Origin of the sequence: Vibrio sp. M260112 (assembly GCF_036533775.1) — a bacterium.
GTDB lineage: Bacteria > Pseudomonadota > Gammaproteobacteria > Enterobacterales > Vibrionaceae > Vibrio.
In genome coordinates this window covers 1-19,755 of record NZ_JATABH010000059.1, presented here as the reverse complement: position 1 = coordinate 19,755, position 19,755 = coordinate 1, and the positions used below count along the sequence as shown (strand labels likewise).

Here is a 19,755-nt window from a genome sequence, read left to right as displayed (position 1 = left end):
TAAGTGAATCAGGAGAAGCGAAGTCATCAACATCAATAAGCCAGTGAGCCAACATAAAAAATACCCTCAAATATGAAATGTTTGAGGGTATTTTCAACCAACCACAGGATCGTTCAACTGATCATTTACTTAACTGATCGGAGTTAAGCTAAGGCTGCCTTTTATAATCTCAACAAAACGGATGTATAAGCGGTTATTTGCTAGTTGTGGCGATAGGCAAATCGCTGTTTGCGCCCCATTCTGTCCATGAGCCATCATAAACGGCGAGATTACGATAACCACAAAGATAGGCTGCAAGCAGTACAATGCAAGCGGTGACACCAGAGCCACAGCTAAAGAGTGTTTGAGCCGCATCTGTTGAGAGCGTCGGCTGTAAAATCTGTTTAAGTTGTTCGACTGGCTTTAACTTATGTTGATCCATGAGCTGTGCAAAAGGCTGACAAACTGAATTGGGGATATGACCACTGCGTAAGCCTGGACGTGGCTCTGCTACTTCACTATCGAAGCGTGCTTTGGAACGGGCATCGACGGTTAGGCTCGCATCGTTATTGATTTGTTGAACCACATATTGTGCGTCGACAAAGTAATCTGGATTCAGTTTACCAGAAAAGTTACCTTTCGCTGTTGGAGTTAAATAACGTGTCGTCGTATCAAATCCACACGCTTTCCATTCAGTCAGACCGCCATCGAGAATGTAGACTTGCTCATGTCCCATCGCACGTAACATCCACCATGCTCTTGGCGAAGCAAAAGTGCCACTGTTGTCGTAAACAACAATTACAGAGTCATTATTCAAACCTAGATCCTGAGCTAAGTGATTAAAACGCTCTTCGGTTGGCATCATGTGCGGGAGACTAGAGTCTGGATCGCAAAATACCGCGTCGTAATCAAAACGGCGTGAGCACGGGATTAAGTTCGTTTTATCCTTCTCAACTTCTCCGGGGATCTGGAAATCAAAACTGGTGTCTAAGATAACTAAGCGATTATCGCTCATCTGTTGAGCGAGCCATTGGGGGGTTACGAGTGGTGACATCAAAAATCCTTTTTATTGTGCTGCGGTGCAGCGAATCAATTGATACGACATGGAATCTGACAACAACGTTTGTTGCTGCTGAATAATTACCTGAGATAGACGGGGACAGTCAATATTTGCTGGAACTTGAATCAACAGTTGTTGCTGAGATTCAGTGGTAACATTTAAAAAACGACGATTGCCATCCAGTGACTGGGTGACCGTTTGTGAGTCAACTACCGCTCGGACTTCCGTCGACGGACGATCTTGCATTAGCCACGTCAAAACATAGAGTGCCAGCGCACCAAGCAACAAGGTAGCGATAAAGCCTTTGGGATGATTCATCGTCAGCACTCTGCCACTACCTTACTTCTAGTGACACACAGGACAGTTTGGCATCTTCATTAAATTCATTTCACGCCAAGACATCGTCAATGCATCTAACATCAAGATCTTGCCTTGTTTCGGCGTGCCATAGCCAGAAATTACCTTAATTGCCTCCATCGCCTGAACCGCACCTATAATGCCGACAACCGGTGCCATGACGCCAGCTTCAACACAACTCAATGCTGTATTGCCGAACAAGGCGCTGAGACATTGATAACAAGGTTGTTGATCATCTTGGTAAGTAAACACGCTTACTTGCCCCTCCATGCGGATCGCAGCACCTGAGACTAGGGGCGTTTTATTTGCGTAGCAAAGGCGGTTTAACTGGTTGCGTGTTTCGACGTTGTCCGATGCATCAAGAACAAGAGTATGCTGTTCGATCAATTGTGATAGCTGTTGATCAGAAAGACGCTTATCGAAGGTGTTAACCGTAATATTGGGATTGAGCTCTCTCAGTGATTGAGCGGCCGAATCGACTTTTTTAACCCCGATATCTGAATCGTGGTGAAGAACCTGACGCTGTAGATTAGAAAGTTCAACCACATCGTCGTCGATGAGCGTTAACGTACCAACCCCCGCCGTCGCGAGATATTGAGTAGAAGCACAGCCAAGTCCTCCGGCGCCAAGAACGAGAATAGAACTCTGCTTGAGCGCTTCTTGACCGTCAAAGTCAAACTGCTTGAGAATGATTTGACGGTTGTAGCGGAGCATTTCTTGATCAGATAAGATCTCCAAGTGGTACCTCTAGTAAAGCGTCGGGTTAAATAGCTGGATGTTGACGGTTTCGCCAATCTCGACTCGTCCACGCTCTCGTTCAAGCACGACGAAGCAGTTGGCTAGACTCATCGATCTGAACGCACCTGAACTTTGGTTGCCCGTTGTTTCTACGACAAACTGACCATTCTCAATAGAGTAGATGCCACGTTGATAATCCGTGCGCCCTGGCGCTTTCTTAAAAGCACTGCGTGTTGTTGCTGGGATTGACTCTGGTGCTTTCCATTCGGTATGTCCTGCCAATTTTGCTAGTAGAGGTTGAACAAGAACATACATGGTTAACACGGCAGAGACAGGGTTACCCGGCAAGCCACAGAACCAAGCTGTCGATAGCTTACCAAACGCAAAAGGCTTACCCGGCTTGATTGCTAGCTTCCAAAAGCCGATTTGACCTAACTCTTGTAAGATATCTTTGGTGTAATCTGCTTCACCAACGCTGACACCACCGGAAGTCACAACCACGTCAGCCAATGTCTGCGCATGTTCAAACGTTGCCTTGAGGGTTTCTGGGCAGTCTGGAATGATGCCGAGATCAATCGCTTCACAACCGAAGTTTTCGATAAGAGGCTTAATACCATAACGGTTACTGTCGTAAATCTGACCTTCGGATAAGGTTTCACCTAAAGGACGTAGCTCATCGCCAGTGGAAAAAAACGCCACACGCGGTTTACGTACCACGCTAACCTGGCTAACGCCGAGAGTTGCGATCATCGGAATATCACGCGCAGTCAAACGAGCGCCTTTTGCTAGGACAATATCACCTTGCTTGATGTCATCGCCAGTTGGGCGAATATTGTTTTGCGGTTTTACGTCGGTTTGATTAAAGAGAATACCTTGCTCAGTAACTTGAGTGTTCTCTTGCATAATGACCGCGTCACAGCCATCAGGAATTTTTGCACCAGTCATGATACGAACACATGAACCGATTGGCCAATCGCCTTCAAACGGCTGACCCGCGAACGACTTACCAGCCATCGGCATGACATTGTGATTCGTTAAATCCGCGATACGAATGGCGTAACCATCCATTGCAGAGTTATCAAATGGCGGTACAAAAATAGGGGAGAGTATGTCTTCAGCGAGCACATAGCCGATTGCATCTGCTAAGGGAAGTTGTAACGTTGTTTGGATAGGTTCAATTGGCGATAACATTTTATCCATCGCCTCTTCGATCGGCATTAAGCCTGGTGCATCGCAGCAGCCCATATCAAAAATCCTAATTTACTATTATTTTTAGTCTAATGGTCAACACTCTATCATAGATAGCCATAGAGCAATAATGACCTCCAATAAAATATGGGTGTAATTATTCAAAAATCCGAGTATCCTTGTCAGCCATCCTAAAGGGGTAAATAAGAGGAAGTGGAATGTCAGGTCTTAGCGAATCCGCAAAGTTGGTCAAAGATGCGCTAGAGCAACGAGGATTAGAGACGCCGATGGTGCCAAACTCGTTCAGTCGAGAAGAGAAAAAAGAAAAGATTCAACACCATATGCGTGAAATTCTCTCTCTACTAGAGCTAGACCTTACTGATGACAGTTTAGAAGAGACTCCGCACCGTATCGCAAAAATGTACGTTGATGAGATTTTCTCTGGCTTAGATTACTCAAATTTCCCCAAGATTACTGTCATCGAAAACAAGATGAATGTCAGTGAAATGGTTCGAGTGAAAGACATCACAGTGACGAGTACCTGTGAGCATCACTTAGTGACAATTGATGGCCGTGCGGCGGTCGCTTATATTCCACGTGGAAAAATCATCGGCCTGTCTAAGATTAACCGCATCGTCCGTTTCTTCGCTCAGCGCCCTCAGGTGCAAGAGCGTATGACACAGCAGATCTTAGTCGCATTGCAAACCCTGCTAGAGTCAGATGATGTGGCAGTAACCATTGATGCAACCCATTACTGTGTTAAGTCACGTGGTGTTATGGATGCAACCAGTGAAACCACAACGACGGCATTAGGTGGCATTTTCAAGTCAAATCCAGCGACACGCCATGAGTTCCTGCACGGAATTCGATAGGACAAGCTGCGTCGGACTTACGAATTCAAAACCGCTTCCATTTCGAAGCGGTTTTTATTTTTTAATGCTGGGAGAACACTCCTTCCAGCCAATCCTCAAAGGATAAAACAGTGACAACTTCATTTAACACCCTTGAACTGAAGCCTGAATTGCTTGAAACGTTGGATAGCCTTGGCTACAAAGAAATGACGCCAATCCAACAGCAAGCTTTACCTCTCGTACTCAGCGGTAAAGACGTGATTGGTCAAGGCAAAACAGGTTCAGGTAAAACCGCAACATTCTCATTGGGCTTGCTGAGTAACCTCAATGTTAAACGATTTCGAGTGCAAACATTAGTACTATGCCCGACTCGTGAACTGGCTGATCAGGTTGCGAAAGAGATCCGCACCCTAGCGCGTGGTATTCACAACATTAAGGTACTAACCTTATGTGGCGGCCTACCAATGGGGCCACAGATCGGTTCACTTGAGCACGGTGCGCATATCTTGGTTGGTACGCCTGGTCGAATACTTGATCATATGTCTAAGGGACGCATTAGCCTTGATGAGTTGAATACACTCGTGCTGGATGAAGCTGACCGCATGCTTGAGATGGGTTTTGAAGAGGCGATTGATACGATAATTGCCGCTGCGCCAGCCGAGCGTCAGACTTTGCTGTTTAGCGCAACTTTCCCTAACAACATTGAGTCATTGGCTGCCAAAGTCATGGTTAAGCCGGAAATGGTCAAAGTTGAGTCAACACATGCAACGACAACCATTGAGCAACGCTTCTATCAATTAGACACAACTGAAGCGCGTGATGACGCACTGGAAGCCTTATTACTGACGCATAAGCCAGAGTCGTCGGTTGTGTTTTGTAACACGAAGAAAGAGGTGCAAAACGTAACGGATGAACTGAAACATCGTGGATTCAGCGTGGTTGAATTGCACGGAGATATGGAACAGCGTGAGCGTGAGCAAGCGTTGACCATGTTTGCCAATAAAAGTATCTCTATTTTGGTTGCGACCGATGTGGCAGCACGTGGACTAGACGTTGATAACCTTGATGCGGTTTTCAACTTTGAGCTTTCCCGTGATCCTGAAGTTCATGTCCATCGAATCGGTCGAACGGGGCGCGCTGGCTCAAAAGGCGTTGCATTTAGCTTCTACAGCGAGAAAGAACACTATCGAGTCGCACGTATTGAAGAGTACATGGACTTAGTTATCTCACCAGCTAAATTACCGGAAAAACCAATTGAGCGACCGTTTTACCCTAAAATGCAAACAATTCAGATTTTAGGCGGCAAGAAACAAAAGGTGCGCGCTGGAGACATTTTGGGAGCCTTGACTAAGCAAGCTGGCTTAGATGGTAAAAAGATCGGCAAGATTAATATCCTAGCAATGGTTTCATACCTAGCGGTGGAGCATGATATCGTCAAACCTGCGTTAAAACAGCTTACGACAGGCAAGATGAAAGGACGCAGTTTCAAAGCTCGTGTGATGAAGTAAGCCCTAATAGTGAGCTAAAAGCCAACCTATGTTCAGGTTGGCTTTTTTGCTAACGACGTTTGGATGGATTTAACTGTCGAACAGGTAGAGATAGTCGCCGTACCCCTCTTTTTCCAAATCTGCTAACGGAATAAACCTCATTGCTGCGGAGTTCATGCAGTAGCGCAGGCCTGTCGGCGCTGGACCATCTTTAAACACGTGCCCTAAATGGGAGTCCGCAAATCGGCTGCGAACTTCCGTTCGGGGATAGAGAAGGTGGTAGTCGGTTTTTGTGACAATGTAACCTTGATTTATCGGCTTAGTAAAACTTGGCCAGCCTGTGCCTGATTTATACTTGTCAGTTGATGAGAAAAGAGGCTCTCCAGAAACAATATCGACATAAATCCCAGCCTCTTTGTTATCCCAGTATTCATTGCTGAATGCGCGTTCTGTCCCTTCTTGTTGAGTGACGTAGTACTGAAGCTCAGTAAGCTTGTTCTTAATCGCAGACTGCGATGGTTTGGCATATGGTTTAACAATTTCAGCACTTATTTTATCGTCAATAAGCGCGCGCAGCGTTACAGGATTGTCCTGACGATCTTCGCCAAAAATCTCATCTAAATACTGATCGCGACCAGATGCGTAACGGTAGTAGTTGTAGCGAATTTTATTACGCTTGTAATAATCTTGGTGGTAATCTTCAGCCGGCCAGAACGCTTTGAATTCGATCAACTCGGTTTTCAATGGTTTCTTGAAAATACCTAACGCATCAATTTGCGCGATAAAGTTTTCGGCAATCTTCTTCTGTTCTTGGGTATGATAAAAAACAGCAGGGCGATAGTGGCGACCTCTATCGACAAAGGAGCCTTGATCATCCGTTGGGTCTATATGACGAAAAAACTGGTCGAGAACTTGCTCATAAGTGACCGTTTTAGGATCGTATTTAATGCTGATGACTTCAAGGTGCCCAGTCTTACCGGACGAAACTTGTTTGTAAGTTGGATTCTCAATATCACCACCAGCATAGCCAGAAATCGCATCGATAACGCCAGGCAGTTTTTCTAAATCGGATTCAGTACACCAAAAACAGCCTCCAGCCAACGTCGCTACGTCATAATCGTTTAAAGTTTTCGTGCCAGACATATTGCTATCTGCTGCGCCGAAAAAAGAGGTGAGCACGGCCACACATGCAACAGCGGAGAGGATAAACTTAAACTTCACTTTCATATTAACCTCGTAAATGGTTATCACTACTTGAGAATAGAACGGGCTATCAATGAGAAAATTACACAATTAAGTAATTATATTGGTTTGTTCTAAGGAAGGATCAAAAACGGCGCGAGTTATCGCGCCGTTTTTACTTAGAATCTGCCACTAACCCAAGCTTGGTAATACACCTGCGGTGATCAGTACCTGAGCTGTGACGATAACCACCCCAACACAACTGGTTACGATTAGGCCTACATTACCACCAAGTACTTGATAGCTTTGTGTCGAGGTCTGTTGACGAGCTTTTTTGACCATCAAAATGGGCAAAAAGATGGCCAGTACAACCAGTGCAATGGCGGCATACCCTAGCGCAGCAATAAAGCCCTGAGGGTAGAACAAGGCGAAGCCCATTGGTGGTAGAAATGTCACCAATCCGACCAATACGCGTGAACCACCGTTACCACTTTTATTGATCTTGTCGCCTAGGAATTCGAACAACCCGAGACTCACCCCAAGAAATGAAGTCAGCAGTGCCAAATCAGCGAAGATACCGATAGTTTGAGCCAGATTAGAGCGATGAACAGTGGTGGCCAGTGTCGAGATAAGTGAACTCAGTCCCTGATTTTCGAGTAGTTGAGACTGATTGACGACGCCCAGTGTGACGACTTGCCAGAAAACGTAGATCACCAACGGAATCGCAGAACCGATCAAAATGGCTTTGCGCAGTGAAGGCGTATGGCCATCTAAGTAGTTAACAATCGCAGGGATGCTGCCGTGGAAACCAAAAGAAGTGAAAATCACCGGAATAGCAGCGATCACTAGACCTTGTTCTACAGGCATACTTAGTAAATAAGATTCAGTGACATTCGGTGCTAAGAAAGTAAGCACCATTACCATCGCAATGATCTTAATTGAAAATAGTACTCGGTTAACTTTATCCACTGTCGCAGTGCCAATCGTTACCACTGCGGCGACTAATAGGGTAAACAACACAGTCGATGTTGTTGGTGAAATTTCAACACCAGAGAAAGTCGCAATACGCTCCGCAAACTGTGCGCCACCACCAGCAATGTAAGCTGCGCAAAGTGCATAGAATAGAAACATCATCGCAAAGCTTGCTACCCATTTCCCCTTGATGCCTAGAAATTGATTGGCCAGGGTGTGTAAGGTCGCATCTTGGTCTGCATGTTGATGTACTTCAATCATCAGCAAAGCGGTATACGCCATTAATGCCCATAGAGCGATCATAATGATAAGTGAAGTGGTGAAGCCTATACCCGCAGAAGCGAGTGGTAGCGCAAGCATACCAGCACCAATGGTGGTTCCAGCAATGATCAAAGTACTACCCAATACCTTTGATTTGTTCATTGTATATATTTCTTTACGTTTACCTGACTTTAGAAGAGGTTATGACTAACTGTTGTGTAATATCTAGTCATTAAGACTGACAATGTGACCATTTTGAAAAAGATCTTTGATAAAGACAAGTGTTTTGTACAAATAAATTACCATCAGTGTAATGCTATGTTTACATGCATGGGGTGGTTGTCGGGGTAATCGATTGCGTTGGGATAAAGAGCAAATCATAGTCAGAATTTACTTTCGCCTTTCAAAAAACTGTCATATAAGTGGTTTAAAAAGGAACCGAGAACCCGTATATTCAGGCTGAGACTTGAAAAACGTAGGTCTTGATAAGTGTTTTTATAAAGGAGGTCAGAATGAGTGACCAAACAATCAATGAAGAATGCCTTGAGCTGTTAGATGCCATGGAAATTGGCTTTGAACTCTCGGACTACGAGCAGTCAATTGAAGAGCTCGCCGAAGAGATTTTCAAATAACGATTCTTCAGTGACGATAAGTCTACTTAGGTAGCAACCCGAAAGAGCCAGTGCAATCGCGCTGGCTTTGTGCTTTCATAAGGGTATCAACGTAATCGGGCGACGATTCTGCACTCACTCGCTGATGCAAGTCATGAGTGAAGAGATGCGAGATGTTGTTCCGGATCGGTTTGTCACCGTCACACATGCTATGAGTGAGGGGCGTTGGTTACAGTCCTATCAGCACATCGAAAATATCGAGTTCGCATTACAGCGAATGTCACATCGTTCACCAAGAATGGTCACGCTGGTGGAGTGCATTCCCTATCTACGACAGAATTATCATCAACTGGATGAGTTATTTGCTCAGCTCTATCCACAGATACTAACTGCCAGCAAAAGTTTCTGATAGAATCGTCCGCCTTGCAATTATAGGTAACCCGCATGTCGATACAATTTGAAGCTCTTGGATTGGGCTCTACGCTTTTATCTACGCTAGATACACTAGGCTTTGAACAACCTACAGAAATACAAATTCAGGCTATTCCTCATGTTATTGAAGGAAAAGACGTCTTAGCGGGTGCTCAAACTGGCACGGGCAAAACCGCTGCATTTGGTCTGCCTATACTGCAAAGATTAATTGATTCGAATACCAAGCGTGATCCGCAGAGCAACGATGTTCGCGCATTGGTTCTGGTTCCTACGCGCGAACTTGCTCAACAGGTGTTCGACAATCTTACTCAGTATGCATCCAAGACAGATATCAAAGTGGTCGCTGTCTATGGAGGCACAAGTATGAATGTCCAAACCAGAAATCTTATGCAAGGATGTGACATTCTGATCGCAACACCTGGTCGCCTTATCGACCACATGTACTGCAAAAATATTAACCTCAATAAGACAGAATATTTAGTCCTCGATGAAGCGGATCGAATGCTGGACATGGGGTTTATGCCTGATATTAAGCGTATTCTTCAACGCTGCAATGCAAATCGACAGACTCTGTTCTTCTCTGCGACTTTTGATCAGAGAATTAAAACCACCGCCTATCTAATGCTTAATGAACCTGTAGAAGTACAGGTCTCTCCATCAAACAGTACCGCAGAGACGGTTAAACAGATGGTTTATCCAGTCGATAAGAAGCGTAAAGCAGAGCTTCTAGCGTATTTGATAGGCTCTAGAAATTGGCAGCAAGTTTTGGTTTTTACTAAGACAAAACAGGGTAGTGATGCTTTAGCGAAAGAGCTTAAGCTCGATGGAATCAAAGCGGCTTCAATTAATGGTGACAAGAGTCAAGGCGCGAGGCAAAAAGCACTTGATGATTTTAAATCAGGTCAAATTCGTGCTCTGATTGCGACTGACGTGGCGGCAAGGGGGCTCGATATTCATGAGCTTGAGCAAGTGGTTAACTTTGATATGCCATACAAAGCCGAAGATTACGTTCACCGAATCGGTCGTACGGGCCGTGCAGGAAAGGAAGGTTTCGCTGTTTCGTTAATGAGCCGTGATGAAGAGTACTTACTTCACGCGATTGAGCGCCTATTGGATGCCAAGTTGCCTCAAGAGTGGCTACAGGGCTTTGAGCCGAGTTTGATTGAAGATATTGAACCAGATAAAGTGCCACACCGTAAAGGTCGAAACTCAGATAAGCGCAAGATGAAAGCGAAGCTGAAGATTCACGCTAATCGCGGTAAAAAGAAATAATTTTAAGGCTCACGTTGTAACGGCGTGAGCCTTTTAATTAGGCGTATTGTGCGACTAGGCTATTCCAGCTCTTGCGCTGTGCGGCAAGTTCTTGCTTCATTTGCTGATAACGCAGTTTGAGCAATGACTTTTCATATTTCTTTGCCAAATCGGTTTTCTTTGCCTCAATGACCTGTTTTTTTACATCGTAATAGTCTGCCATTCTCGACATTAACGCCTCAAACTCTTTGTTTAACACTTCGTTAAGCATTGATGCGTTTGGCAGTTTACTAACATTTTTAGACGCCTTGGCGAGCGCTTGCTTTGCGATGGCTTTTTCAATTTTAATTTTCGGCGTAACTCGCAATTTATTGGTCAAACCTAACCATGAGCAGGACTTAATCAACCACTTAGTCGGGTCGTACTGCCACCAATAGATGCCATTACGATAATCGTTCTCGAAGATGTGATGGTAGTTGTGGTATCCCTCGCCAAAGGTGAACACGGCAAGTACGGCGTTGTCACGAGCCGTATTTTTATCGGTATATGGTTGTGAGCCCCAAATATGGGCGAGCGAATTAATGAAGAATGTTGAGTGATGACTAAGTACTAGACGTAATACTCCAACCACAAGCAACATGCCAAAGATATCACCATAAACAACGCCAAGTAATAGTGGAATACCGAAGTTAGTTAGAATCGCAACAGGCACATAGTATTTATGTTGCCACATGACGATTTTATCACGCTGTAAATCTCGGCAATTGCCATAATCGGAATAGGTATTGGCATTATACTCACGCAACATCCAACCAATATGAGAAAACCAAAAGCCACGTTTAGCCGAGTAAGGATCTTTATCGTTATTATCGACATGTTTGTGGTGAATTCTATGGTCGGAACTCCAGTGCAGAGCACTGTTTTGTAGCGCAAACGCGCCACCAAGGGCAAAGAGTACGCGTAATGACCAGTGCGCTTCATAGGTCTTATGCGACCATAGCCTGTGGTAGCCAGCAGTAATCGAAAGATTACAAAATGAAAAGGCAATAACGAACCAGACGAGGTGTTCAAGGCCGTAACTGGCCGTTAAGCCGTACCAAGGAACAATCACCAAAGCGACTATAAAGGATGACAAGAAAATAAATATGTTTAACCAAATCAGTGGTGGTTTGTTAGAACCAGACATCGAGCTTTTCCTTTGAGCTAACAGTTGTTCGCCAGAATATCAGCGTACAGTTGTAAGTCAAATTCGATGGCTCAGTATGTCGGTTAGCGCACGTGATTTTGTCAAAATAATTGGTAAGCAAATTTTTCGCCGTGGTTTTGAACTGGGTTGCAGAATAACCAACACAAATGATGCCATTTCCCAGAATGTTTGGCTTTTTGTTAAATGTTTTATAGTATGAAGGGGCACTCAATCCTTACAGGAAGTAATAAGGAACTATAAATGGAATTAAAAGTAGCTGAATATAGTGACTATGAGCGTATTGCTACCTTGCACGCGCAAAGTTGGAAACAATATTATCAAGGCATTCTTGGGCAAGAGTTTCTTGATAACGAAGTGCTAGATGAACGCCTCGCGATTTGGCAGACCCGCCTCATTAACCCTCCTTTTAATCAATGTGTTCTTCTGTTCGAAGAAGGTGGCCTGTTGTGTGGTTTTGTCTGTGCATTTGGCAATCATGATTTCGAAAAAGGTACGATTATCGACTCCCTGCATATCGATCCCAATTACCGCGGCAGGGGATTAGGGGTTACACTGCTGGCTGAAGTCTCCAAGTGGATTACTCAGTATTTTCCAGACAGTGGTGTGTATTTGGAAGTGATGAAAGAGAATCATCAAGCGGTAGAGTTTTACCAGCATTTGGGTGGAACCAACAGCTTGGAAAGGCTTTGGAACGCCCCTTGTGGTCACCAAGTACCTGAGTTGGTTTATCGCTGGGAATCGGGCGCAGAATTACAGCGTCTTGCGGAACTACACACAAAGTTAGAACTTGTAACAGTTTGATACACTTAAGCTTATTGTCCGGATATTGTTCGGACAAAGCTCGATTGACCGTTAGGTATTTTTAGGCAAGCCCATTTATATCTATCTAGCGGTCTATTCATGAAAAAAACCTTTACCTGTACTGCGCTTGCTAGCGCACTTTTTTCTCGTAGGATGCGGCGAAAACCCTCAAGGACAGAATCAATTACCGACACAGCTTGTTGTCGCTGAGCCAGTTCAATACAAGAAGTACTGGCGGGTAACCAAGCGATCTTCGCTTCTGGGGCAGGACACATTAGCCAAAACTCACTGGGTATCTCTTTGATAGGGGGGCTGCTTTGTGTACTACTAGCGGGTACCTTCCTAATACCTGGCTTCTATGCACTGGTGCAGCGTAAGCGCGAGAAAATCCATGGTGGAAGTACCAAGTTGATACCACTTGACGATGAGTAATAAAAAATCCCCTCTCTAGAGTTTTTTTTTGCTTGAGTGATGACTTAAGACGTTTTGAATTCAGCAACCGCACTATCCATGTCAGTAGCTTGAACGGAGACTCTGTCCACTTCTGTTAAACATTGCTGAGCTGACTGCATATTCCCTTCAGATATCGAATTGAGCTCTGTGATAGACTCACTAACCTGGTTCATTACTATGCCTTGTTCTTCAATCGCAGAGGCAATACGTTCAGAATTTGCCTGAATATTGGTCATATCATCGATAATTTGAGTAAGGCTACTATCCAGTGTCTGTGATGCTTCGAGAGTTTGCGAACCCTGATCATTACATTGGTCAATATTGGTCACTACTTCAGACATTTGATTCTGAATGGCAGTCACAACTTTAGTGATCTCCTCGGTTGATTGATGAGTTCGGCTAGCAAGAGCACGAACCTCATCAGCCACTACCGCAAAACCTCGCCCTTGTTCACCAGCACGCGCTGCCTCGATTGCTGCATTGAGCGCCAGCAAGTTGGTTTGTTCGGCTATTTCTTGGATGATGTTTACGGCGTCACCAATTTTATCGACGTGGTTATTTAGTGAGCCAATTGATGCTTGGCTACTGCCGAGAATGGTAGTGAGTTGATCTATGTTGCTGACGGTCGTCTCGACGACTTTACGACCGCTTTGTGCATTGACAGAGGCCTGTTGCACACCTTCCACCGCAATAGATGTACTTTCTGATATCTCATTGATAGTCGATACCATTTCTTGAACGGCTGTTGCCATAGTGGTGGTATGATCCGCTTGAACATGGAACTGTTCAATTACATTTTGTAGCGCATTATGCATGTTGGAGGTGCTTTGTGACAGCTCAGATGATTTAGCCTGCGTCCCAGCAATCAGGTGCTCAAACTTATCGAGCAATTGATTAAAATAAGTTCCAACCTCAGACAGTTCATCTTTGCCAGCGAGATTGGCGCGCAGTGAGACGTTATTAGATCGAGCGATTTTTTGAATCGCTGAAAGCAGTAACGACACTTGTTGATTAATCGAGCGACAAATTTGAAAAATGAAACCAAAGATAGTCAGCACAACGACAGCGGTCACCGCTTGTTTAAGAAAAGCAAGTTGTTCGACCGTTGCTTGTGTTTCTGATTCCAGCGCGGCAGAAAACTTTTTGAACTGTTCTTCTACTGTGTGTGAAAGGTTACGTGTGTCGCCGAGCAATCCCTCATTGTACTTGAGCCCAACAATTTTACTCTGTTCAATGACAGCTTGCGCTGCTGAAGCTAGCGATGCTGCATTTGACGGTAGCAGTTGATCTGCGAAAACACCGGACGACACTTGTGTGTTGAACTCAAACAAATTCAATAATTCATCACTTGAAAGTGAGGTTTTAATTGCTGCTAACTCTGTGTTATAGCGACCAAGAAGGTTTTGTTCAGGTTTAAGGCCGAGTTTCTGATATGCCGCAACGAGGTTGTTGAACCCCTTCTGATAAGAAAGGATATCTTGCTTGAGCTGGTGGCTATCTGGCAGCGCCCTTTGCTCAAGAATCGTGGCAAGTTCAGTCTCTAAATTGAGGAAAATCGACATGTTGTTGTTGAATGAGGTTAGATATTTATCATCTTTACGGAGTAGGAAATCTTTCTCATTCCGGCGTAAATTGAGTAAGCGTATTTCTAGGTTTGATACGAGTAAGCTAGCCTGATTCAGCTGAGCCGTGGTTTGGGCGAAATGGCTTGTTGCAAAAAGAACAGACACGACACCAAGTATGGCTACAACACCTAATGAATATAGTTTGTTTTTAATATTCATAAGATTACCTTAGTCCGTTAATATATTTAGTTATAGGTATTTGATCTGATGTTAGTTGGTATTTATAAATATATCAATGCCATCACTACCTTAGCGTGAGGATATACGGTAAAACTATGTTAATAGGGCAGTAGGACAACCATGTTAGAAATTTTAGAAAAATATCAAGCGTTTATATTCGACATGGATGGCACATTGTTGGATACCATGCCTGGCCATTTAAAAGCATGGCAGCAGACAGCCGCCCATTTCGGCTTTCCGTTTAGCCAAGAGTGGTTACACAGCTTAGGTGGAATGCCAAGCTATAAAATTGCGGCAGAAATAAATAGAAAGCACAGTATGTCGCTAGAACCGATGGAAGTCTCGCGTTACAAAATGGGGGCTTTTGCCGAACTACAGGAAGTTGGTAAGCCTATCGCTTGTACTGTAGATCTACTACATCAATTCTATCAACGTAAGAAACTGGCGGTTGGTACTGGCAGCCAACGTGATAGCGCTTTACGACTGCTAAAGCAGGCACAACTGATTGAATTGCTTGACGTCATTGTGACGGCAACGGATGTTGATAACCATAAACCCAATCCTGATACCTTCTTAAAGGCCGCGGATGATATGAAGGTTCAAGCTGGTGCATGTATCGTATTTGAAGACACCCAGCTAGGGCTACAGGCGGCACATGCAGCCAAAATGGATTGCATGATGGTCGAAGAAGGGCAGTTAGTCTTCTACCCATATTTGAACGAAAAAGAGCCGCGTTAAGCGGCCCTTTCTTTGGTTAACGTATCATTAACGATCCCAGTATGCTTCTTCTAAACTGTCTTCACGTTCAGGAAGCGCACGCGCTAGGCGAGGAGAGTGCTGGGTTAATACTTCATAGCTAACACGGTTAGCATACTTACAAATCTGCGATAGCGAAGAATAAGTCAGGTATGCTTGGTCATGCTTCGAAGAATTTGGAACGTTAGTCTTATGGTGACTGTTTGCAGCCATATCATGGAGTAAGGCCGACAGCGCAGCATCACCAGCACCATTTGTGTTCTTGATTTCAAGCGGGCCGCCTAGGTAAGGACCAATATGGGAATACACTTTTACGGGTGTACCACAATCTGACTTACGCATAGCTCGGCTAAATTCATATTTGTTGAACTCAGGGATATTACCTGGCAGTAGCGGTAGTTCAGTTTCGCGTTTGGCTGAATCTTCAGTGTAACCTGCCATGTAGAGGCCAACCGGACCAGCTGTGCATAGTACAACATCAACCCACTCAAGTGCCTTGTCTGCGGCTAAAAGAGGATCTTTCTCACCGGTTAGAGCTTCGCCTTCTTCTTCATTCATCGCAACAATAGAGATGTTCTCTTTAATGTAGTCTTGCCACCACTTTGCATTACCTTCGATAACCCACTTGGTTCCAAGAGTCAGTACAACAGGTACGTTCTTAGATTTCGCAATTTCGATAGCACGAGCAACGGCTTGCGGCATTGGGTCTTCAGGTTTTCCACGCATTAAATAGGAAGAAACAACAAGCGCAGACGCTTTATCAAATACCTCTTCTGGGATGCTTTCTGGGCGCAATTGGTTCATATGACCTTCATTAATCGCGAAGGTACGTTCACCGTTGTCCGAAATAAGCGTGTAGCAGCGTCCGATTGAGCCTTCAACCATCTGCAAGTGGTTTAGGTTCATTCGTGACGATGTGCGGCATAAATAACGATATGCGAATGAGCCGACTTCGATGTTTCGTGACATTACACCTAGTAGTACCGATTTACTGTCAGCCAGTACAGAGTAGTTGTGCAGAGTATTGCCAATCGTATCGCCAGGATATTGATGAGTGATCAACTCGCGTTTAACTAGTTCATCGTACAGTGCGTCTGCCTGACTCTCCTCTAAAACGAGCGAGTGTCCTTTACTCAAACCATATTTTGCTAGGAATTCGTCATCGACACGAGCTTCTATGTCAACAATTGTTTGACCTACGCCAACCACAATCGGTCGATAAAGCTTAGGGGTTTGCTTCATCTGATTGACGAGTGGATCGCGAGCGTGAGTAGGAAAGTAGTGCTTAGATTTGCGCTGTCCGGGAAACTTCATGTTCAAAGTGGAGTTGGAAATTTTCCCGGATAATATCACACATATGAAAGATTGCTTTCATATTTATTACATAAAAAAGTGCCAAACACTACTGTTTGGCACTTAATTGAACTATTCCGCTGGTTTGTACGCACCGTACGCTTTGGTTCCCCATAGCGGTACCGTAGAGAGGCTGTGCTTGAAACTGCCTGACGTTTCTTTAGTAGAATAAGAGAGGTACATCAATGTCTGATTCTCTACATCTAGGATTCGGCGGATTTTCATGCTTTTGAAGAAGATACTTTTTGACTTTTTAAATACCACTTCACCATCTTTAGACTTGTCGATATTGGCAATCATCTCTGGGGTAATTTCGCCAGTCTGACGACAAGATATAGAGCTGTCACTTGGATCGGCTAGGCTAAAGTCGGCTTCAATTGAAGCGACATGACATGTTACGCCAGTCACAATTGGATCTTGCATGTGATTTAGCTTGATGTCTTTCATCGTGAACCATCCAAGACCCACATCGCCAACTTCGTTATCAGAACACCCGACCAAGGCGGTGGCCATCAATGCACTTAAAAGCATTTTCTTCATTCGTAAATCCTTGTTATTCGCGGTTTTCAATAGTGTAACACGTATCATTTGGTGCAAGTTCATTTTCCCACAATAGCGCCTTTTAAAACCGAATGCTTGGATAAATCCAATCAAAATTTGGCTCATAGTTTGTATTTGGCGCAAAACTGATACAGGTTACTTATTAAGCATCTGGTTTCAATATTGTGATGAGATTTTCTATTCCTCACTCCCAACCCGATGCTAAACAGATTAACCGAGCAGTGTACGTGTCATTTTTTATAAAGTATTGATACAAAGAAAGTTTAATTGCGACATATGTGATATCTATTCAATTGATTTCATATCCAAACTATAGATATAAAAGCACAAGCTAGGTAACCTTTGAGTCACTCATAAACAACTCAATAGGGCATGCTGTGGGGTATAAGACCGTTGAACTTATCCATTTGATGGCGCACGAATTTCAGCAAGTGGAAGGGGATTTTGACTCATTGTCTGAAAGTGAACTCAAAGAGGTAACCCCATCTGGCATGGGATATGACCGATTTGTTGAGCAATTAAAGCAAGGCCATTTGCTGCTACTCAATGATTCTCCGCGAGTTCCGCTGTTGATAAAAGAGAGCGATGGCTTATCATTCAGATTGGGAGTTAAATCCCCATGTTCGCGACAACCTCGACCCATTGGCACAAAAGGCACTATTAACTCGCACACAGATGAGCGGGAGTGGGAGTGCATCAAGCACCACTCAAAGTACAAGCCTACATCCGCCACTTCCCATGCCCCCATACGTCCCTGAGCCGGTTCGTACTCATAATCCCGATGCGCCGCCAAAGGAAAAATACGAGTAGGACATATATGGTCACCTCGCTGTTCGCAAGGCCTGATTGAAATTAATGTCGGTCTTTTCTTTAAGCTATTTCATAGGCACCCTTAACGGAGATTAACATTGATGGTCGACGGTCTTGCGACATATATCCGGCGTCGTTATAGCAACGTTTAGTTTGCTGCGCCCTAATGAGTTCCAAATTGACGTCTTATCCTCCTCTACACACGCATGGCTTTTCAATAGCCGCTGTCCCTAACAGGTTTTGAATAAGACAAACCGTTTTACATCAGTGTATTACCGCTCTTTTACAGATGGTTCTCTTTATCAGGCACACGCCAAATGAGGATTATAAGGCGCTCTTTTTACCAACACGGCCCAAATAATCCGTGCCAGCTTATTCGCGAGAGCAACGACCAATTTGCAGACATGCATCTTGGGTTTTAATGTCTGTAGCCACAGACTGAGTGGGTCCGATTTTCGCTCACACCAGTTTATCACTGCTCTTGCCCCCTGAATGAGTAGCTTCCTTAAATCTCGGTTTCCGCGTTTGGTGATTTTTCCAAGATAGTTTTTGTCACCACTGCTGTATTGAGACGGCGTCAACCCTAACCACGCGGACAGTTGCCGACCATTTTTGAACTCACCAACGCTGTTTATAGAACCAATGATGCCTGACGCGACAAGAGGTCCTACGCCAGGGACGCTCGATAATAGCTCGTAATCCTTGTGTTTACGGGCACAAATAATCAGTTGCTGTGTCAGCGAATCAATCTCTTCACTAAGCTGCTTGTAGTGCTCCCAGAGCTTTAAAACGAATGAACGAGTTACATGGGAGAGTTCATTGTTGGGGTCTTCCAGAATCGTCGGGATTGACCCTATTAAACAGGCGCTGCTGGGTTCAGTGACGACACCGTATTCCGCCAGAAGTCCTCGAAGCTGATTCACAGTGGCCGTTCGTTGTTTAACGAATTGACTCCGTATTCTTTGTAACGACTGAATATCTTGTTGCTCAATCGTTTTAACTGCAACAAAATGGATTTTAGGCCGTTGAGATGCCTCAGCAATGGCAATCGCATCATTAGCATCGTTTTTGTTCCCCACTAGCATCGCTTTAACCATTCGAGCAGGTACGAGCTTCACCGTATGCCCAAGCTTTTCAATTGCGTCGGTCGAATACAGCAATCTGAAACACATTTTTTGCTAAATCGATACTAATAAGCCTATATTTCATGTTGGTCACCTTTATCCTTGATTCTGTCAAAAGTTAATCATGGCACATTGCGATGCCGAGATAGAGGTGACCATCTCATCACGCTACACCCTATTCACAGCGTTTGATGAGCCTAAAAAATTGGTCGGAGAAGTGGCATCAAAGTCGTTAGGTCTCTCGCCTCGTCAGCCAGTAAAAGTCCGACCGATAGGCAGTGGCGTAGCGCAAGAGGGCTTTATTCCCGTTTTTCCCGCTGTGCAGCTCGGCGAGCGGCTAGGCTTTCCCACTCACGGTTTTTACTACCACTTTCATAACGGCAAACTGATCCAAGAGTACCGTATTCTCGGTGATAAAAACTGGGGCTTTTATGCCACTCACTCAATGCATCACCGCCTTGATCCCGAAAGAGGCTATAACCAGAACCAAAACGCGATATTGGTGTTGTGGAAACT

Annotated in this window: 18 protein-coding genes and 3 pseudogenes; 9 read left to right on the top strand and 12 right to left on the bottom strand. The window is 44.5% G+C overall.

Features of this window, described 5'->3' with window-relative positions; all coding sequences use genetic code 11:
• Positions 1–193: 193 nt before the first annotated feature.
• From QTN95_RS17885 to moeA, 4 genes are read right to left on the bottom strand one after another with little or no spacing between them, the layout of a single operon-like run.
• On the bottom strand, positions 194–1,033 hold the full coding sequence (locus tag QTN95_RS17885) for a sulfurtransferase (RefSeq protein ID WP_331418437.1): 840 nt from the start codon (positions 1,031–1,033) through the stop codon (positions 194–196).
• Between the two features lie 12 nt (positions 1,034–1,045).
• On the bottom strand, positions 1,046–1,357 hold the full coding sequence (locus tag QTN95_RS17880; RefSeq protein WP_138970655.1) for a hypothetical protein: 312 nt from the start codon (positions 1,355–1,357) through the stop codon (positions 1,046–1,048).
• A 27-nt stretch (positions 1,358–1,384) separates the two neighbouring features.
• Positions 1,385–2,134, bottom strand: a complete 750-nt coding sequence (gene moeB / locus QTN95_RS17875; protein ID WP_331418436.1) for a molybdopterin-synthase adenylyltransferase MoeB — start codon at positions 2,132–2,134, stop codon at positions 1,385–1,387.
• A gap of 9 nt (positions 2,135–2,143) precedes the next feature.
• Positions 2,144–3,379 (bottom strand): molybdopterin molybdotransferase MoeA, encoded by a 1,236-nt coding sequence (gene moeA / locus QTN95_RS17870; protein WP_331418435.1) that lies wholly within the window; start codon positions 3,377–3,379, stop codon positions 2,144–2,146.
• A gap of 161 nt (positions 3,380–3,540) precedes the next feature.
• Here moeA and folE point away from each other — a divergent pair, with 161 nt between their 5' ends.
• Positions 3,541–4,194 (top strand): GTP cyclohydrolase I FolE, encoded by a 654-nt coding sequence (gene folE / locus QTN95_RS17865; protein WP_331418434.1) that lies wholly within the window; start codon positions 3,541–3,543, stop codon positions 4,192–4,194.
• 110 nt (positions 4,195–4,304) lie between these two features.
• Entirely contained in the window at positions 4,305–5,681 is a 1,377-nt protein-coding gene (dbpA, locus tag QTN95_RS17860; protein ID WP_138970652.1) for an ATP-dependent RNA helicase DbpA, read from the top strand.
• A 69-nt stretch (positions 5,682–5,750) separates the two neighbouring features.
• Here the strand turns inward: dbpA and msrB are convergent, their stop codons facing one another.
• Together msrB and QTN95_RS17850 are read right to left on the bottom strand one after the other, a co-directional pair.
• Entirely contained in the window at positions 5,751–6,887 is a 1,137-nt protein-coding gene (gene msrB / locus QTN95_RS17855) for a peptide-methionine (R)-S-oxide reductase MsrB (protein WP_331418433.1), read from the bottom strand.
• Between the two features lie 147 nt (positions 6,888–7,034).
• The gene (locus QTN95_RS17850) at positions 7,035–8,237 is read right to left on the bottom strand and encodes an aromatic amino acid transport family protein (protein ID WP_331418432.1); all 1,203 of its coding nucleotides are present in this window, start codon (positions 8,235–8,237) and stop codon (positions 7,035–7,037) included.
• Between the two features lie 594 nt (positions 8,238–8,831).
• Between QTN95_RS17850 and QTN95_RS17845 the strand changes: the two genes are divergently transcribed.
• Together QTN95_RS17845 and QTN95_RS17840 are read left to right on the top strand one after the other, a co-directional pair.
• A complete protein-coding gene (locus QTN95_RS17845; protein ID WP_331418438.1) occupies positions 8,832–9,095 on the top strand; it encodes an ACP phosphodiesterase in 264 nt (87 codons plus the stop codon).
• A gap of 35 nt (positions 9,096–9,130) precedes the next feature.
• Positions 9,131–10,390, top strand: a complete 1,260-nt coding sequence (locus tag QTN95_RS17840) for a DEAD/DEAH box helicase (RefSeq protein ID WP_331418431.1) — start codon at positions 9,131–9,133, stop codon at positions 10,388–10,390.
• 37 nt (positions 10,391–10,427) lie between these two features.
• Here the strand turns inward: QTN95_RS17840 and QTN95_RS17835 are convergent, their stop codons facing one another.
• Positions 10,428–11,555, bottom strand: coding sequence for an acyl-CoA desaturase (locus tag QTN95_RS17835; RefSeq protein WP_331418429.1), 1,128 nt, complete (start codon positions 11,553–11,555; stop codon positions 10,428–10,430).
• A 261-nt stretch (positions 11,556–11,816) separates the two neighbouring features.
• Between QTN95_RS17835 and QTN95_RS17830 the strand changes: the two genes are divergently transcribed.
• Positions 11,817–12,377: a GNAT family N-acetyltransferase gene (locus QTN95_RS17830; protein ID WP_331418428.1), complete on the top strand. Its 561-nt coding sequence runs from the start codon at positions 11,817–11,819 to the stop codon at positions 12,375–12,377.
• A gap of 11 nt (positions 12,378–12,388) precedes the next feature.
• Here the strand turns inward: QTN95_RS17830 and QTN95_RS17825 are convergent, their stop codons facing one another.
• Positions 12,389–12,652, bottom strand: coding sequence for a hypothetical protein (locus QTN95_RS17825; RefSeq protein ID WP_331418427.1), 264 nt, complete (start codon positions 12,650–12,652; stop codon positions 12,389–12,391).
• Between QTN95_RS17825 and QTN95_RS17820 the strand changes: the two are divergent.
• Positions 12,627–12,809: pseudogene (locus QTN95_RS17820) on the top strand (hypothetical protein); the annotation flags it as partial. The gene QTN95_RS17825 and the pseudogene QTN95_RS17820 sit on opposite strands and share 26 nt — an antisense overlap.
• Positions 12,810–12,853: 44 nt before the next feature.
• Here QTN95_RS17820 and QTN95_RS17815 read toward each other — a convergent pair.
• Entirely contained in the window at positions 12,854–14,614 is a 1,761-nt protein-coding gene (locus QTN95_RS17815; RefSeq protein WP_331418426.1) for a methyl-accepting chemotaxis protein, read from the bottom strand.
• Between the two features lie 141 nt (positions 14,615–14,755).
• On the opposite strand from QTN95_RS17815, the gene QTN95_RS17810 reads away from it, so the two are divergent.
• Positions 14,756–15,373, top strand: coding sequence for a beta-phosphoglucomutase family hydrolase (locus QTN95_RS17810; protein ID WP_138970642.1), 618 nt, complete (start codon positions 14,756–14,758; stop codon positions 15,371–15,373).
• A gap of 27 nt (positions 15,374–15,400) precedes the next feature.
• Here the strand turns inward: QTN95_RS17810 and QTN95_RS17805 are convergent, their stop codons facing one another.
• The gene (locus tag QTN95_RS17805; RefSeq protein ID WP_331418425.1) at positions 15,401–16,705 is read right to left on the bottom strand and encodes an inosine/guanosine kinase; all 1,305 of its coding nucleotides are present in this window, start codon (positions 16,703–16,705) and stop codon (positions 15,401–15,403) included.
• Positions 16,706–16,816: 111 nt separating this feature from the next.
• Positions 16,817–17,284, bottom strand: a complete 468-nt coding sequence (locus tag QTN95_RS17800) for a CreA family protein (protein ID WP_138970640.1) — start codon at positions 17,282–17,284, stop codon at positions 16,817–16,819.
• Between the two features lie 606 nt (positions 17,285–17,890).
• On the opposite strand from QTN95_RS17800, the gene QTN95_RS17795 reads away from it, so the two are divergent.
• Positions 17,891–18,115: a hypothetical protein gene (locus QTN95_RS17795; RefSeq protein WP_331418424.1), complete on the top strand. Its 225-nt coding sequence runs from the start codon at positions 17,891–17,893 to the stop codon at positions 18,113–18,115.
• A gap of 302 nt (positions 18,116–18,417) precedes the next feature.
• Here the strand turns inward: QTN95_RS17795 and QTN95_RS17790 are convergent.
• Positions 18,418–19,324: pseudogene (locus QTN95_RS17790) on the bottom strand (IS110 family transposase).
• A gap of 39 nt (positions 19,325–19,363) precedes the next feature.
• Between QTN95_RS17790 and QTN95_RS17785 the strand changes: the two are divergent.
• A pseudogene (locus QTN95_RS17785) lies at positions 19,364–19,755 on the top strand (S-type Pyocin domain-containing protein); the annotation flags it as partial.